8 protein-coding genes are annotated in these 14,133 nt (G+C 71.5%); 3 read left to right on the top strand and 5 right to left on the bottom strand.

The features are described 5' to 3' along the window. Positions 1-26: 26 nt before the first annotated feature. Together I6A60_RS21855 and I6A60_RS21850 are read left to right on the top strand one after the other, a co-directional pair. Positions 27-2,330, top strand: a complete 2,304-nt coding sequence (locus I6A60_RS21855; RefSeq protein ID WP_238435942.1) for a glycoside hydrolase family 3 C-terminal domain-containing protein — start codon at positions 27-29, stop codon at positions 2,328-2,330. 158 nt (positions 2,331-2,488) lie between these two features. Beyond that, complete coding sequence (locus I6A60_RS21850; protein ID WP_203024576.1) at positions 2,489-3,490, top strand: LacI family DNA-binding transcriptional regulator; 1,002 nt, start codon at positions 2,489-2,491, stop codon at positions 3,488-3,490. A 177-nt stretch (positions 3,491-3,667) separates the two neighbouring features. On the opposite strand, the gene I6A60_RS21845 is transcribed toward I6A60_RS21850, so the two are convergent. Together I6A60_RS21845 and I6A60_RS21840 are read right to left on the bottom strand one after the other, a co-directional pair. Next, positions 3,668-4,888 carry a glycoside hydrolase family 1 protein gene (locus I6A60_RS21845; protein WP_203024577.1) on the bottom strand — a complete coding sequence of 407 codons (1,221 nt, stop codon included), beginning with the start codon at positions 4,886-4,888 and terminating at the stop codon, positions 3,668-3,670. Between the two features lie 213 nt (positions 4,889-5,101). Further along, positions 5,102-6,109, bottom strand: a complete 1,008-nt coding sequence (locus I6A60_RS21840) for a LacI family DNA-binding transcriptional regulator (RefSeq protein ID WP_203024578.1) — start codon at positions 6,107-6,109, stop codon at positions 5,102-5,104. 344 nt (positions 6,110-6,453) lie between these two features. Here I6A60_RS21840 and I6A60_RS21835 point away from each other — a divergent pair, with 344 nt between their 5' ends. After that, complete coding sequence (locus tag I6A60_RS21835) at positions 6,454-8,916, top strand: glycoside hydrolase family 3 N-terminal domain-containing protein (RefSeq protein ID WP_203024579.1); 2,463 nt, start codon at positions 6,454-6,456, stop codon at positions 8,914-8,916. Between the two features lie 97 nt (positions 8,917-9,013). Here the strand turns inward: I6A60_RS21835 and I6A60_RS21830 are convergent, their stop codons facing one another. The 3 genes from I6A60_RS21830 to I6A60_RS21820 form a co-directional block, all read right to left on the bottom strand. Beyond that, positions 9,014-10,240: an ABC transporter substrate-binding protein gene (locus tag I6A60_RS21830; RefSeq protein ID WP_203024580.1), complete on the bottom strand. Its 1,227-nt coding sequence runs from the start codon at positions 10,238-10,240 to the stop codon at positions 9,014-9,016. A gap of 154 nt (positions 10,241-10,394) precedes the next feature. Next, positions 10,395-12,341: an ABC transporter ATP-binding protein gene (locus I6A60_RS21825; protein ID WP_203042668.1), complete on the bottom strand. Its 1,947-nt coding sequence runs from the start codon at positions 12,339-12,341 to the stop codon at positions 10,395-10,397. Continuing rightward, positions 12,338-14,071 (bottom strand): ABC transporter ATP-binding protein, encoded by a 1,734-nt coding sequence (locus tag I6A60_RS21820; protein WP_203055675.1) that lies wholly within the window; start codon positions 14,069-14,071, stop codon positions 12,338-12,340. The genes I6A60_RS21825 and I6A60_RS21820 overlap by 4 nt, the downstream gene beginning before the upstream one ends. Between the last annotated feature and the right edge of the window lie 62 nt (positions 14,072-14,133).

Below are 14,133 nucleotides of genomic sequence, written 5' to 3'. Positions count from 1 at the left end.
ACTGCTCGGGCCGGCCTCAGGACGTCATGACGCGCTGCCTGGAGGGCGACATGGACAACGCCGAGACGGCGAGTCTCTCGCGCGAGGAGAAGGTGTCGCTGCTGTCCGGCCAGGACCTGTGGCGGACGAAGGCCATACCCGGGGCGAACATTCCGTCCATCACGCTGGCCGATGGCCCGCACGGGTTGCGTTACCAGGACGCGACGGGTGACCACCTGGGCCTGACCGGCTCCCGGCCGGCCACGTGCTTCCCGCCGGCGGTCGCGGTCGGCTCCAGCTGGGACCCAGCGGTCGCGCGCGCGGTCGGCGCCGCCCTGGCTGTGGAGGCCGCCGCGCTGGGGGTCGACGTCGTCCTCGGCCCGGGCGTGAACGTCAAACGCAGCCCGCTGTGCGGTCGGAACTTCGAGTACTACTCGGAGGACCCGCTGCTGTCCGGCGTCCTCGGCGCGGCCCACGTCCGGGGCCTGGAGGACAACGGCGTCGGCTCCTCGTTGAAGCACTTCGCCGCGAACAACCAGGAGACCGACCGCATGAGCGTCAGCGCGGAGGTCGACGAGCGGACGCTACGTGAGATCTACCTGCCGGCCTTCGAGCGGGTGGTCACCGAGGCCCGGCCGGCCACCGTCATGTGCGCATACAACAAGCTCAACGGCACGTTCGCCTCCGAGCACCCGTGGCTGCTGACCAGGGTGCTGAGGGAGGAGTGGGGTTTCGAGGGCGTCGTGGTGTCGGACTGGGGAGCCGTGCACGACCGGGTCGCGGCCCTCGCCGCCGGGCTGGACCTGCAGATGCCCTTCGACGGAGGCGCCGGCGACGAGTCGGTGCTCGACGCGCTGCACCGGGGCGAGCTTGACGACGACACGGTCGACGCGTCCGTCGGACGCCTGCTGAGCCTGGTACGACGGCGTGCGCGGCCGGCGGCCCCTGTCGACTGGGACGCTCACCACGCGCTGGCCCGGAGCCTGGGCCCGCGGTGCATGGTGCTGCTGAAGAACGATGGTGGCGTCCTGCCGCTGCCGGGCGGGGAGACCGTCGCCGTCGTCGGCGCGTTCGCGACGCGGCCTCGGTTCCAGGGTGGCGGGAGCTCCAAGGTCGCGCCGACCCGGGTCGATTTCCCGCTGGACGAGATCACGGCGGCGGCCGTGGCGCGCGGTGGCCGGGTCGTCCACGCGCCCGGCTTCCCGGTGTCCGCCGCCGAAGCGGACACGGCGGCCCGCGATGAGGCGGTCGCGCTGGCCGGCGCCGCTGACGTGACGGTCGTGTTCGCCGGGCTGCCCGACGGCGCGGAGTCCGAGGGGTACGACCGCCAGTCGCTGGAGCTTCCGGCCGCCCAGGTGGAGCTGATCCGCGCCGTCGCCGCGGCCGCCCGGCGGACCGTGGTCGTCCTCGCGCACGGCGGCGTGGTCAGCCTCGAAGGCTGGCACGAGCACGTCGACGCCGTTCTCGACACGTTCCTGCTCGGGCAGGCCGGCGGCGGCGCGATCGCGGATGTGCTGTTCGGGGTGGCGGAGCCGTCGGGGCGGCTCGCGGAATCGATCCCGCGGCGCCTGCAGGACACGGCTGCTTTCCTGAACTTCCCCGGTGAGCTGGGCTCGGTTCGCTACGGCGAGGGGGTGATGGTCGGCTATCGCTACCACGTGACCGCGGAGATCCCGGCACGCTATCCGTTCGGGCATGGCCTCGGCTACGGACGGGTCGAGGCCAGCGACCTGCGGGTACAGCCCGTAGGTGCGGATGGGGCCCGCGTCGAGGTCGAGCTTCGCAACGTCGGCGATCGGGAGACCAGCCACGTCGTTCAGCTGTACGTCGCCACACAGGCCGGCCCGGTACGGCGGGCGAGCCGAGAGCTGCGGGCGTTCGAGAAGGTTCGACTCGCCCCCGGGCAGACCGCGACGGTTTCCTTCGACCTCGACCGACGCGCTTTCGCCTACTGGGACGTCCGGCACGGACGGTGGGTCGTCGCCGCCGGCGAGTACGGGATACAGATTGGCCGCGACGCCGAGAACGTGCTCCTGGAACAGTCCCTCACGCTGGCCGGGGACCACATCATCCCGGTGCTGTCCATCGATTCTCTGATCGGGGACTGGTTCTCCCATCCTGTCGTCGGCCCGTCGATGGAAAAGGCTCTCAGGACGGCGCTCGCCCCGCTCGCGGCCGACTTCGCCGGGACCGAGCCGCCCGAGGCGCTGGACGGGGAGGCGGACCCGCTTCGCGCCATCCCGCTGCGGCAGCTGCTCGACCTGCTGAGCAGCGCACTGCCCGCGGGCGGACTGGACGACGTCCGACGCATCGCCGTGCGCCACCTGGCAGCCGCGTTCGCGGAGGCCTGAACCAGCCGCCGGCCCGACAGGCGGTCGCGGCTATTGAACATGTCCCGGAGACACGTCACTAGCAGGTGCTAGTAATAGTCGATGTACGCTAGCATCCGTAACTAGTGCGCACAAGCCCGGACCGGTTCGGGCGCGAAGTGACGGGAAGGACGTGGCCGGTGGCCGTGCAGAGACCGACCACCAGTCGGCGGGTGACCGCCCTGGACGTGGCCCGAGAGGCCGGGGTTTCCCGGGCAACGGTTGGCTTCGTCCTGAACGACACACCCAACCAGACGATCTCCGAGGGCACTCGCGACCGCGTGTTCCGGGCCGCGGAGCTTCTCGGTTATCGCCCGAACAGCGCGGCCCGGGCGCTCGCCAGCGGCCGCAGCCGCATCATTCTGCTCGTGCTGCCCGACTGGCCCGCGGAATACCGGCTGCGGGACTATCTGGACGAGGTCTCGCTCGTGCTGGACAAGGCCGGGTACTCGCTCGTGACGTACACCCGCCAGCCCTCTCAGTCGGCCCGGCCGCTCTGGGAGTCGCTGAACGCGGACCTCGTCGTCGGCATGGCCAGTTTCAGCGCACCCGACGTCGCGTCGATGCTGGCCTGCGGAGTCCGGGCGATCCATCCGGATCCGGACTACCCGTACCGTCCGGACGTCTCGTTGGCATTCAGCGCCGGGCCGGAACTGCAGGTCGAGCACCTGCATGAGCGGGGCCATCGCCGCCTCGTGTACGCCGCGTTCACCGAGCCATACGCGTCCTCGATGGTCGTCGCCCGGCACGCGGCGGCGAACGAACGAGCCCGCGCGCTGGGCCTGCCCGACCTCGACCTGCGGCGTATCGACTACCGCGAGGGCGCGCCTCAGGAGGTGGTCCGCGAGTGGCTCGACGCGGGTATCACCGGGGTGGTCGCGTTCAACGACGACGTGGCGGCCGCGGTCGTCGGCACGGCGGTGCGCGCCGGGCTGAAACTGCCCGCGGATCTCGCGGTCATCGGCCACGACGACTCACCGATCGCGGCCATGTTCGTGCCCTCGCTCTCCACGGTCAGAATCGACACCGCGGCGCTCGGACGTCGGTTCGGCGAGTTCGTGCTGCACCGCGTCGACGACCGTCCGCTCCCCACTCCGCACGTCTCGGAGAAACCCGTCCTCGTCCAGCGGGAGACCAGCTAAGCCAGCGGCGCATCTGCCGTGGCTGGCCTCGTCCCGAGACCGGCAAGATCGCTGTTTCCGCCCTCGCGTGGCTGGAACCGCGGCGGTTTTGCAACCACGCGAGGGCCAAAACGATGATCAAGCCAGCGGGTCGCCTCTGCGGGTCCGGCGCTGGTGGAGGCTGCCGAGCGCCGCGGGTCAGGTGAGGCGGTTGGCGCGGGCCACGTCGCCGAGCCAGCGCGCGGACGGCTTCACGGTGCGGGCGAACGTGGTCCGGTCGACGGCGATGAGCCCGAAGGTCATCGCGAACCCGGACGTCCACTCGAAGTTGTCGAGCAGCGTCCAGTGCAGATAGCCGCGGACGTCGATGCCGTCCGTGACGCATTCGGCCAGTCCTTCGAGGGCGCCCGCCGTGTAGGCGATCCGGGCGGTGTCGTCGGCGGTGGCCATGCCGTTCTCGGTGACCAGGATGGGCACCTGGGCGTGGCCGGCCGCGAGCCGGACCGTGTGCCCGAGTGCCTGCGGGTAGATCTCCCAGCCGGTCTGCGTCGTCGGTACCCCGTCCGGCACGGGCAGCAGGCCGGCGGGCCCGATGCGTTCCCTGGTGTACGTCTGCACGCCTACGAAGTCGTCATCACGGGACACGTCGAGCCAGTCGAGCTCGGTGGCCTGGCGGACGGCCGCGCACCGGTCCTCGCCGCCATCCACGGGCTGCAGGTCGATGAGGGCGAGGGTCCAGCCGACGGCGGGGTTGCCGGGCCCGGACTTGATGGCCTCGACCGCCTTGCGGTGCGCGGCCGCCATCACCTCGACGCTCGGGGCGGGCCAGCTTCCAGTCGCCTTGGGCCGCTCGGCCGGCGCGGCCGTGCCGTCGGACAGGCCGAGGCCGTCCTCGCGGGCCGCGGCCGGGACGAGGCCGAGGTGGACCATCATCGAGACGACGTTCGGCTCGTTGAAGGTGCAGATCCAGGGCACCAGGTCGCCGATATGCTCGGTGACCCGGGCGGCGTACCGCGCGAACCGGTCGACGGCGGCGGCGCCGCTCCAGCCGCCGGCCGCGGCGAACCACCGGGGCGTCGTGAAGTGGTTGTAGGTGACGACGGGCGTCACCCCGCGGTCCAGGCAGGTACCGACCATGCGCCGGTAGTGGTCGAGCGCGGCGCGGGAGAAGTACCCCTCCTCGGGCTCGATCCGGGACCATTCGACGCCGAAGCGGTAGGTGTTGAGGCCGAGGTCGGCGAGCGTGGCGATGTCCTCGGGATAGCGGTGGTAGTGGTCGCAGGCGTCACCCGAGGGCTCGGCGAAATGGGAGCCCGGGGCCCATTCGGCCGCCCACAGGTCGGCGTTGACGTTGCCGCCCTCCACCTGATGCGCCGCCGTGGCGGCACCCCAGAGGAATCCGTCCGGGAACGTGGTCATGGTGGGTTCTCCTGCCTCAAGAGCTAGCCCGTGCCAGATCGCGCGGAACGCTACTCGCGGTCGCTAGCGCGCGCAAGCAGGTCGATTCCGGGCGGACCTGGCTCGCTTGATCACTGTTTTTGCCCTCCCGTGGTCCTGACCAGGGCGTTTCCGCAACCACTGGAGGGTGGAAACGGAGATCAAGCCAACGGATCGACCTTCGCGGGTGCGGCGCTAGGTCGACTCGCGCTGGATGAGGGTGACGTTGGCGGGTGGATCGCCCGCGGGCAGCGGGCGGCCGTTGACCCTGCTGAGCGCGAGCGCGGCGAAGTGGCGACCGAGGGCCGCGCTGTCGAAGTGGATGGACGACAGTGCCGGGACCATGATCGTCGCGATCGGGCTGTCGTCGTGGCCGACCACTGCGAGGTCCTCGGGCACGCGCAGGCCCAGTCGCAGCGCGGCGCCGACGACGGCGGCCGCGACGTCGTCGTTGTACGCCGCGATCCCGGTGAGCCCGCCTTCGTGCCACCCGCGGACGACCTCGTCGGTGGCTCGGTCCCGGTAGTCGAGGCACCGGAGGTCCAGGGCTGGTAGGCCCAGCGCTGCCGCGTGGGTGCAGGCGGCGCCATGACGAGCGGTCACGAGCGAGGAGAGCCGAGGCTCGTCGAACACGGCGTAGCCAAGGCGCTCGTGGCCGCGCTCGCGCAGGTGCTCGACCTGAAGTCGAGGTCCGTCGATCGAGGCCAGGGAGGTGTCCGGTTCCGCGGGGCGAAACAAGGTCTGATCGGGAAGGATGCGCTTGACCCCGCAGGCGCGCAGCGACGCGAGGTCGTCGGGCGTGAACGGCGCGATGCCGACGACCAGGTCGGGGGTCACGGTCTCCCAGAGCCGCCGGGTCGGCCCATGCGGATGGCGGAAGTGGGTCACCAGCGAGTACCCGGCCTCGTCGAGAGCCAACGAGGCCTCGTCGAGGAACGCGCGGAACCGGAACTCGATCGGCCAGTCCGGCACGACGAGCACGACGATCCGGCTGCGGCCGCTGGCCAGGACCTGCGCGGCGCCGTTCGGCCGGTAGCCGAGGCGAACCGACGCCTCGATCACCCGCGCGCGGGTGCGCTCCGAGATGGTCTGGCCCGGGGTCTGGTTCAGGACGAAACCGACGGTGGCGCGGGAGACGCCGGCCGCCTTGGCCACGTCGCTGGCGGTGACCCGTCTTCTTGCCGTCGCGTCTGACACAGACACCGTCTCACCTCGTTGGGGCCAGCCCGCGGCTGCTTGCGCGCTCTAGCGCAAGAATGGTAGCTTGCGTCGACCGAGTCTAGCGCGCGCTAGTGATGAGAGTTTCGAGGTCGGTGTGACGCGTCCGGGTCTGGTGCCTGGATCGGTGCGCCCCCGGTAATTCGCCACGGTGAGCCCGGTGCCGGACCGGCGCGTGTGTATTCACAATTCTCCGGCCGGTGGCCGGGTCCTGGGAAAGACGACCGCTCGCGAAGAGTGAAAGGCGTGGACGGCTTTCACGCGACCAGGCCGCCGCGGATCGACCTTGGGGCTCGCGGACTCGGGCACCCTGATCGAAAGGAACGGCGATGACCTCCGAGACGGCGGCAAGCCCCGAGAGCCGAGCCGACGACCTCCTGCGGACGATGACAATCGAGGAGAAGGCCCAGCAGGTCACCGGGCTGCTCTCGGCCGGGCTGCTGGGCCTGAACGGCGTGATCGAGGCCGTGGCCGGCCGGGTGATGGGCGACGGGATCGGCCAGATCGGGATGCTGGGCATGTTCGGCCAGCGGCCGCCGCAGCTGGCCCGGATGGCCAACCAGATCCAGCGGTACCTGGTGACCCAGACCCGGCTCGGTATTCCGGCGATGCTCCACATCGAGGCGCTGAACGGCCCGCTGGCCGCCGGTTTCCCGGTCTACCCGACGGCGATCGGCCTGGCCGCGACCTGGAATCCCGACGGCGTGGAGCAGATGGCGGCGATCACCGGCCGCCAGGTCAGGGCCGTCGGCCACGGCCAGGTGTTCTCCCCGGTGATGGACGTGGCCCGCGACGCCCGCTGGGGGCGGGTGCACGAGACCTACGGCGAGGAGCCGTACCTGGTCAGCGCGATGAGTGTCGCGTTCACCCGCGGCCTGCAGGGCGCCGGGCCGCGCGACGGCGTGATCGCGACGGGAAAGCACTTCCTGGGCTACGGGGTGTCCGAGGCGGGCCAGAACATGGCGAAGACCGTCCTGGGGCGGCGCGAGCTGTACGAGGTGTACGCGCGTCCGTTCGAGGCGGCGATCCAGCTGGCCGGGCTGCGGTCGGTGATGAACTCCTACAGCTCGATCGACGGGGTGCCGGTCGGCGCGAGCCGGGAGATCCTGACCGACCTGCTGCGCGGGCGGCTGGGCTTCACCGGGACCGTCGTCTCCGACTACGACACCGTCGGCCATCTGTTCTCCCGGGTCGGCGTGGCCCGGGACGCGACCGACGCGGGGCGCCTGGCACTGGCCGCCGGGATCGACGTGGAGCTGCCGAACCCGTTCGGCTACGGGCAGACGCTGGCCGAGGCGGTCCGCAAGGGCGTCGTCCCCGTGGAACAGCTCGACCAGGCGGTGTGGCGGGTCCTGCGGGACAAGTTCGCGGCCGGCCTGTTCGACGCGCCCTACGTCGACGAGGACCCGGTCGTGCTCAGCGCCCTCGCCGGCGAGGGCGGCGAGCCGGGCGGCCTCGCGCACCGGCTGGCCCAGCAGTCGGTCACGCTGCTGACCAACGACGGGCTGCTGCCGTTGTCCCGGGACCTGACCCGGATCGCGGTGGTCGGGCCGCACGCCGACGGGCTCTCGGTCGCGTTCCCGCCCTACACGATTCCCGCCGCGCTGGACATGCTCGGCGCCCGCATCCGAGGCGAACGGGCCAACATCCCCGGAACCGAGGGCATGACGATCGAGACGACGCCCGAGGCGGTCGAGCTGATGCGCCGCGACCTTTCCGGCGTGCTCTCCCAGCCGGTCGAGGACTACATCCGCGAGAACTACGGCTCGGTGTCGCTCGCCGACGCCGTCCGCGCGGCCGTCCCCGGTGCCGAGGTTGTTGTGGCCGCCGGCTGTGGGGTCCTGGACGAGGAGCCCGCCGACATCGCCGCTGCGGTCGCCGCGGCCCGGGACGCCGAGGTGGTGATCCTCGCCCTCGGCGGGCGGGCCGGCTGGTTCGTCCCCCGGATCACCGAGGGCGAGGGCTGCGACACGGCCGACATCGACCTGCCGGCCAACCAGGTCGCCCTGGTGCGGGCCGTGGTGGGCACCGGGACACCGGCCGTCGGCGTCGTCTACACGGGCCGGCCGATGGCGCTGACCGCGATCGCGGACGAGCTGCCCGCGATCGTGTACGGCTACTACGGCGGCCAGCACGCGTCGACGGCGATGGCCGAGGTCCTGTTCGGCGACGTCAACCCGGCGGGAAAGCTGCCGGTCTCGATCCCGCGCCACTCCGGCCAGGTCCCGGTCTACTCCGGCCAGCCGACCGGCACCGGCTACCGGCGCACCGACCGCGACGCCCACCAGGACTACCTCGACCTCCCCTCGCGGCCCCTGTTCCCGCTCGGCCACGGGCTGAGCTACACGGCGTTCGAGTACTCCGACCTCGTCGTCAGCCCAGGTGAGGTCGACGCCGCGGGCGCGGTGACCCTCACGCTGACCCTGCGCAACAGCGGCGACCGGTCCGGCACCGAGGTCGTGCAGTTCTACCTGTCGGACCGGGCCACCGGGGTGACCCGGCCGGCCCAGGAGCTGGTCGGCTTCGCCCGCGTCGACCTCGGGCCGGGGGAGGCCGTCGAGGTCGACTGCACTGTCGAGCTGGCTCAGCTCGCCTATCTCGGCCTCGACGGGCGTCTTCAGGTGGAGCCGGGCCCGATCGAGGTCCTGGTCGGGGCGTCGTCGGACGACATCCGGCTGCGCGGCCAGTTCGAGGTGGTGGGGGAGACGGCGGTCCTCGAACACCGCAGCGCGTTCCTCTCGGCGGCCACGGTCCGTCAGCTGGCGGCCGTGCCCGAACCGGTCTCGCCGTGAGCGTGGGCGAACCGCCGAGGTAACCAGGCCAGCGGCGCGCCGGTGTGGGCAAGGTTGAGGCCCCTTCCGCACCCACACCGCGCGCGCCGCGACGCGCTCAGCCGGTGCTGCCGTCGGCGCAGACGCGGTCGCGGACGACCTGGAACGCCGTGCCGTCGGGTGCCACCTGGACGAACGCGTAACAGGAAAGTGGCTTGCCCGAGTCGTCGCGCAGGTCGATGGGCGCGATCAGGCCGCCGGCGTCGTAGGAGGAGACGCCGCGCAGCGCCTTGATGAAGCCCGCTCGGGTGGGGCAGGGCCCGGCGAGGTCGAGTCCGCGCAGGAACATGTCCGCGCTGATGTAGGTGAACACGGCGAACTGCTGGTCCGGGTCACCTGATTCCGGGGCGTAGGTCACCATCGCGTGCTGGTACTGCTGGATCGCCGGTCCGCCCGCCTCGAACGGGCGGAAGAAGACCGGCATCGACACGCCAGCCAGCGCCTTGCCGTGCGCACTGGCGATCACGCTTCGGTCGTAGCCGGTGAGAACCACGCTTACGGCGAGATGGGCGCCCGCGACGCGGGTCGCCTGGACGACCTGCGCGAAGTCGTCCGGCGCGGTGATGCCCAGCAGCGCGTCGGCGCCGAAACTGTTTATCTTGTTGGCCACCTGGGCCGGGTTACCGGTGGTGGCCACGTAGGAGAACGTCTGGACCGCGCTCGCCCCGGCCGCGCGCAGGCTCTGCTCGTACATCACGGTGTTCTCGGAGGTCAGGGCCGACGGGTCGCCGATGATGATGGCGACCCTGGTGCCGTGGGCGGCCCGGACATACCTGCCGACCACCGCCGGGGACGCCGAGTAGATGAAGGAGAACATGTTGTCGTGGCCGGCCCAGGTCGGCTCGATGGCGGTTCCGGTGACCGGCACCTCCTGTTTGGTCAGGGCGGTCATCGAGTCGCCCAGCGAGGCGCTCGCCGACACCAGGCCGAAGACGTTCCGCTGCTGGACCAGACTGTCGATCGCGACCGCGGCGCCGGACGCGGTGCCCTGGTCGTCGCCCCATTCGTAGGTGATCCGCCGCCCGTGCACACCGCCCTGCTCGTTCGCGAGGCCGATTCTGGCGTCGAGTCCGGCACGGGCCGCCGAGAGCGCCGTGCTCGACGGTCCGGTGGCGGGATACACGAACCCGAGCTTGATCTGGTTCGACGTGACCCCGGGCGAGTCGCAGGCCGTGTTCCCGCTGTTTCCGCTGCTCCCGCCGGGTGCCGACGAGCAGCTGGTCGCCAGCGCGAGCGTGACGGCGGCCGCGATCCCGCCAGATAACCTTCGTCTGTGCGCGCCCATATCTTTCCCTTGAAAGGTCTGGCGATGTGGCGGGCCGGTGCCGGCGCCACCGTTACCCGCTAGTAAGAACTTGCTGGTCGCAGGCAGCTAGCGCATGCTAGTGATGGCGGACGCTATCAGCGCGCCGCTAGCGCGCACAAGCCCGTGAACGGCCTCAGGACGTCGCCGTCGTGGCGTCCGCGAACTGGGCCGCGTACAGCCGGGCGTAGGCGCCGCCCGCGTGGACGAGTCGTTCGTGCGATCCCTGTTCGACGATGGCGCCGTTCTCCATGACGATGATCGTGTCGGCGTCCCGGATCGTGGACAGCCGGTGCGCGATGACGAAGGCGGTGCGCCCCGCGCGCAGCGAGGCGGTCGCGTGCTGGATGAGGACCTCGGTACGCGTGTCGACCGAGCTGGTCGCCTCGTCGAGGACCAGGATCGGCGGTTCGGTCAGAAAGGCGCGCGCGATCGTGAGCAGCTGCTTCTCGCCCGCGCTCAGGCTGGTGCCGTCGTCGTCGAGGACCGCGTCGTAGCCGTCCGGCAGGGTGCGGATGAACCGGTCGGCGAGGGCGGACGTCGCCGCGGCGACGACCTGCTCGCGGGTGGCGCCCGGCACTCCGTAGGCGATGTTGTCGGCGATGGTGCCGCCGAACAGCCAGGTGTCCTGCAGGACCATGCCGACGCGGGACCGCGCCTGCGCGCGGGTGAGCGTGGCGATGTCGACCCCGTCAAGCGTGATGCGCCCCGCCGCGAGCTCGTAGAAGCGCAGAAGCAGGTTGACCAGGGTGGTCTTGCCGGCGCCGGTCGGTCCGACGATGGCGACCGTGTGGCCCGGCTCGGCGACCAGTGAGAGCTCCTCGATGAGCGGCCGGTCAGGGTGGTAGCGGAAGGTGACGCCCTCGAAGGCCACCCGGCCGGTGGCCGGGACCGGCAGAAATCCGGGCGTCACCGGGTCCGGGACCTGCTCGGGGGCGTCGAGGAACTCGTAGACGCGCTCGGCGGAGGCGACGCCGGACTGGACCATGCCGGCCATGCTCGCCAGGTAGACCAATGGCTGGCTGTACTGCCGGGAGTACTGGATGAACGCCTGGACGTCGCCGACGCTCAGCGCGCCGGCGGCTATCCGTACACCGCCGACGACCGCGACGAGGACGTAGTTGAGGTTGCTGAGGAACGTCATCGCCGGCTGGAGCGTGCTCGACATCGCCTGTGACCGCAGGGTCGTCTGGGCGAGCAGCTCGTTGTCCGCCGCGAAACGGTCGGCGGCCTCCTGCTCGCGCCCGAAGGCCTTGACGACCCCGTGGCCGCTGTACATCTCCTCGATCTGCCCGTTGAGCCGGCCGGTCTGCTTCCACTGCTCCAGGTAGAGCGGCTGCGAACGCCGGCCGACCCGCGCCACGACGACGAGCGACAGCGGGACGGTGACCAGGGAGATCACCGCGAGCAGCGGGGAGACCCAGAACATGGCGGCCAGCATTCCGGCGATGCTGAACAGCGGGATGACGAGCTGGCTGAGGGTCTGCTGGAGGCTCTGGCTGAGGTTGTCGATGTCGTTCGTGACGCGGCTGAGGATGTCGCCGCGCCGGTGCCGGTCGAAGTACGCCACCGGCAGGCGGAAGATCTTCGCCTCGACGTCCTGGCGCAGCCGTTGGATGGCGCGCTGCACGGCGAGGTTCGCCAGCCACCCCTGGACGAACGCGCACAGGCCGGCCGCCAGGTACAGCAGCGTCGCGACCAGCAGAACCCTGCCGACGGCGTCGAAGTCGATGCCCCGGCCCGGGACGAAGTCCACGGTGCTCAGCGTCTGGGCCTCGGTTCCGTGCCCGTGCGCGCGCAGGTCGCGCAGTACCTCGGCGCGGGTGGTGTGGGCGTCGAGGGCGTGCCCGAAGGCGCCGGCCAGGACGAGGTTGGTCGCGCGGCCCAGCAGCCACGGCCCGATCGTGGTGAGGATGACGCTCGCGAGACCGAAGACGACCGTTCCCGTCAGCGGCGCCCACTGGTGCCGGCTCATCCGCCAGAGCCGGCCGACCGTGGCGCGGGTGTTCGAGGAGCGGTCGGGCCGGCCCGCGGCGTCGACGGCGGCGCCGGGGGAGCGGCGGGTGCGGCGGAGCCTGCTCATGCGGCTTCCGCCTCGGTGAGCTGGGAGAGCACGATCTCGCGGTAGGTGCCGTTGCCGGCGAACAGCTCGTCGTGTCCGCCGGTGCCGACCACCCGTCCCTCGTCGAGCACGACGATCCAATCGGCGTCGCGGATCGTGCTGACGCGCTGGGCCACGACGATGACCGCCGCGGCCGCGGTCTGGGTGGCGAGCGCGGCCCGCAGCCGGGCGTCGGTCGCGTAGTCCAGGGCCGAGAAGGAGTCGTCGAACAGGTACACGTCGGGCCGGACGACCAGGGCGCGCGCGATCGCGAGCCGCTGGCGCTGGCCGCCGGAGAAGCTGGCGCCTCCCTGGGCCACCGGGGCGTCGAGGCCCTCGGGGAGGGCCTCGACGAACGCGCGGGCCTGGGCGATGTCGAGGGCGTGCCACAGCTCGTCGTCGGTGGCGTCGGGATCGCCGTAGCGAAGGTTCGAGGCGATGGTCCCGGAGAACAGGTAGGGCCGCTGGGGGACGTAGCCGATGGTCCTGCTCAGCAGTGCCCGGTCGAGCGACCGCACGTCGACGCCGCCGACCAGCACGACACCCTCGGAGGGATCGACAAGCCGGGGCACGAGGCTGAGAAGGGTGCTCTTGCCGCTGCCGGTGCTGCCGATGATCGCGACGGTCTCGCCGCGGTCCGCGACCAGGCTGACGCCTCGCAGGACGGGAGCCTCGGCGCCCGGGTAGCGGAATCCCACGTCGCGCAGCTCCACTCGCGCGGGCGCGATGAGCTTCGGCGCGGCCGTCTTCGGCGGGAGCACGCTGCTCTCGGTGTCGAGGACCTCGCTGATGCGTCCGGCGCAGACCTGTGCGCGGGGGAGCATCCGCAGCAGGTAGGTCACCATCGTCGCCGCGCCGAGGATCTGCAGCACGTAGCCGAGGAACGCGGACAGGGCGCCGACCCCGATGGCGGAGGACTCGACGCGGTGCGCGCCGAACCAGACGACGGCGACCCCGGCGACGCTGGCGACGGCGGTGACGAGCGGGAACAGCAGCGCCATCAGCCGGCCGACGCCCACCGACACGTCGGTCAGCAGGGTGTTCGACGCCGCGAACCGCTCCTGTTCGCGATCCTCCTGGACGAAGGCCCGGATCACCCGCAGCCCGATGATCTGCTCGCGCAGGATTCGGTTCACCGAGTCCGTCGTGTTCTGCAGGGTCACCGACAGCGGTGTCATCCGGCGCAGGACCGCCCAGGCGAGACCGCCCAGCAGGGGCGCGACCACGACGAGAAGCAGCGACAGCGGCGCGTCCTGGCCGAGCGCGAACACGACCCCGCCGACGCACATCAGCGGCGCGGTCACCATGAACATGAGCGTGATCTGGGCGAGCATCTGGATCTGCTGGACGTCGTTGGTGGTCCGCACGACCAGTGACGCCGGCGTGAACTGGTTCAGCTCGCGGGCGGAGAACGCCTGTACCCGGCGGAACAGCGCCGCTCGCAGGTCGCGGGCCAGGAAGGCGGAGATCCGGGACGCGACCCGGGCGGCGCCGATGGCGCAGGCCAGCTGGGCGAGCGAGACGCCGATCATGACAGCGCCGACCCGCCAGATGTAGCCGGTGTCGCCGGGCAGGACGCCCCTGTCGATCACGTCGGCGCTCAGGTCGGGAAGATAGAGGGCGCCGGCACACTGCACGGTCTGGAGGACGGTCACGAGGGCGACGTCACGGCGATAGGAGCGCGCGTAGGGAACGAGCAGGCGGATCAGCACACGGCCCTCCACGTTCGGGTCTGGCGCGCGGCGCGCGGGTCTGGCGCACGGCGAGGTTCGGC

It is taken from the genome of Frankia sp. AgB1.9, assembly GCF_016786355.1.
Classification (GTDB): Bacteria; Actinomycetota; Actinomycetes; order Frankiales; family Frankiaceae; genus Pseudofrankia.
The sequence above is the reverse complement of the archived record's forward strand: the minus strand, read 5'-3'. Positions and strand labels throughout refer to the sequence as shown.

Excerpts from the sequence above, each read along its gene's own strand:
- I6A60_RS21855 (WP_238435942.1), top strand. The coding sequence starts at position 27 with ATGACGCGCTGCCTGGAGGGCGACATGGACAACGCCGAGACGGCGAGT.
- I6A60_RS21845 (WP_203024577.1), bottom strand. The coding sequence starts at position 4,888 with ATGACCACGTTCCCGGACGGATTCCTCTGGGGTGCCGCCACGGCGGCG.
- I6A60_RS21835 (WP_203024579.1), top strand. The coding sequence starts at position 6,454 with ATGACCTCCGAGACGGCGGCAAGCCCCGAGAGCCGAGCCGACGACCTC.
- I6A60_RS21830 (WP_203024580.1), bottom strand. The coding sequence starts at position 10,240 with ATGGGCGCGCACAGACGAAGGTTATCTGGCGGGATCGCGGCCGCCGTC.
- I6A60_RS21825 (WP_203042668.1), bottom strand. The coding sequence starts at position 12,341 with ATGAGCAGGCTCCGCCGCACCCGCCGCTCCCCCGGCGCCGCCGTCGAC.